This window comes from Streptomyces sp. NPDC054841 (assembly GCF_053611045.1).
Genome location: NZ_JBSGZO010000793.1, coordinates 1 through 2,238 on the forward strand (window position 1 = coordinate 1; position 2,238 = coordinate 2,238).

The 2,238-nt window shown below is 69.2% G+C and carries 1 protein-coding gene; it reads right to left on the reverse strand.

Annotated elements, in window-relative coordinates; all coding sequences use genetic code 11:
• Positions 1-93: 93 nt before the first annotated feature.
• Positions 94-2,076 carry an acyl-CoA dehydrogenase family protein gene (locus ACWGI8_RS43270; protein ID WP_453669001.1) on the reverse strand — a complete coding sequence of 661 codons (1,983 nt, stop codon included), beginning with the start codon at positions 2,074-2,076 and terminating at the stop codon, positions 94-96.
• Positions 2,077-2,238: the final 162 nt, after the last annotated feature.

A 2,238-nucleotide genomic window follows, 5' to 3' on the forward strand; every position in this document is an offset into this window, starting at 1 on the left:
AAACGGCGCCCGCCCCGGGGTTGTTCCACCCGTTCCTCCCCAGGGCTTGGTCCTGGGGGACCCGCACGAAGAACGAATGCCACAACAGGGTTGTCAGCGGATGGGACGGTGGACGTTCTCCCGTGTCGCCGGGCCCGGCGTCGCGTCCGCGATCCAGGGACCGTCGCCGCTGGGGTCGATGACGCCTTCCTCCAGCCACGTGTGGGCGCCGGCCAGGATGTCGTTCACCACCTTGCGGTCGAGATCGTCGGTGTTGGTCCAGAGCCGGCCGAAGAGCTCCTCGACCCGGATACGGGACTGCCGGCAGAAGGCGTCGGCCAGCTGGTACGCCTCGCGCCCGTGGTCGCCCTTCTTGCGGAGGAGCTCCGCCCGCACGCAGGCGGCGCTCATCGCGAACAGTTCCGCGCCGATGTCGACGATCCGGCCGAGGAAGCCCTGTTTCGTCTCCATCCGGCCCTGCCACCGGGACATGGCGTAGAAGGTGGAGCGGGCCAGCTTGCGCGCCGAGCGTTCCACGTAGCGCAGATGGGTGGAGAGGTCCACATGGCCGCGTGGGTGGAACTCGGCGAACGAGCGCGGGAGTTGGCCGGGCCCGGCCACGAGCTTCGGCAGCCAGCGGGCGTAGAAGGCCGTGGCCTGGGCGCCTGCCTTCGCCTTGTCGCCGAAGGACTTGTCCGGGTCGATGATGTCGCCGGCGACGGCGAGATGGGCGTCGACCGCCTCGCGGGCGATCAGCAGATGCATGATCTCGGTCGAGCCCTCGAAGATGCGGTTGATGCGCAGGTCGCGCAGCATCTGCTCGGCGGGGACGGCACGTTCGCCGCGGGCGGCGAGCGAGTCCGCGGTCTCGAATCCGCGGCCGCCGCGGATCTGGACCAGTTCGTCGGCCATCAGCCAGGCCATCTCGGACCCGTACAGCTTGGCGAGGGCCGCCTCGATGCGGATGTCGTTGCGGTCCTCGTCGGCCATCTGGGACGACAGGTCGACAACGGCCTCCAGGGCGAAGGTGGTGGCGGCGATGAAGGAGATCTTCGCGCCGACGGCCTCGTGCTTGGCGACGGGCCTGCCCCACTGCTCGCGCACGGCGGACCATTCACGGGCGATCTTCAGGCACCACTTGCCGGCGCCCACGCACATCGCGGGCAGGGACAGCCGGCCGGTGTTGAGCGTGGTCAGGGCGATCTTGAGGCCGGCGCCCTCGGGGCCGATACGGTTCGCGGCGGGAACCCGGACCTGGTGGAAGCGGGTGACGCCGTTCTCGATGCCGCGCAGGCCCATGAAGGCGTTGCGGTTCTCGACCGTGATGCCGTCGGATGCCGCCTCGACGACGAAGGCGGTGATGCCGCCCTTGTGGCCCTCGGACTTCGGGACCCTGGCCATGACGACGAGGAGGTCGGCGACGACACCGTTCGTCGTCCAGAGCTTCACGCCGTCGAGGACGTAGTCGTCGCCGTCCGGGACGGCGGTGGTGGCCAGGCGCGCCGGGTCGGATCCGACGTCCGGCTCGGTGAGCAGGAACGCCGAGATGTCGGTGCGGGCCAGGCGCGGCAGGAACGCGTCCTTCTGCTCCTGGGTGCCGAAAATCTTCAGCGGCTGCGGTACGCCGATCGACTGATGCGCGGACAGCAGCGCGCCGATCGCCGGGCTCACGGTACCGACCAGGGCCAGGGCCTTGTTGTAGTACACCTGGGTGAGGCCGAGCCCGCCGTACTTGGTGTCGATCTTCATGCCGAGGGCGCCGAGCTCCTTGAGCCCGTCGATCACGGCGTCGGGGATACGGGCCTCGCGCTCGATGAGCGCACCGTCGATCTTTGTCTCGCAGAAGTCGCGCAGTTTGGCGAGGAACTCCTCGCCGCGCTGCACGTCGTCCTCGGACGGCAGCGGATGTGGGTGGATCAGGTCGAGCCGGAAGCGGCCGAGGAACAGCTCCTTGGCGAAACTTGGCTTGCGCCAGCTCTGCTCGCGCGCAGCCTCGGCGACCTGGCGTGCCTCACGCTCGGTGACCTTTGGTGCCCCGGTGACCTCAGGGGTCACGGTGACCTTTGGGGCGTCCTGCGGAGTGGATGGGGCGGACATGAGGGACTCACCTCGCCGCTGAATCGGGGGCGGCCGGGCGGAATTACCGCACGGTGCTACTCGTCCGTATCTACCCGATTCTCGACCACCTCACCAGTCCTGCGGAGCAGCCGGGTGTATCGGGTCCGCGCTACCACAGAAGGACGGCCGGAGCCCCCGCAC

Bases quoted from the DNA above. Each gene is read 5' to 3' on its own strand.
- ACWGI8_RS43270 (WP_453669001.1), bottom strand. From the start codon at position 2,076: ATGTCCGCCCCATCCACTCCGCAGGACGCCCCAAAGGTCACCGTGACC.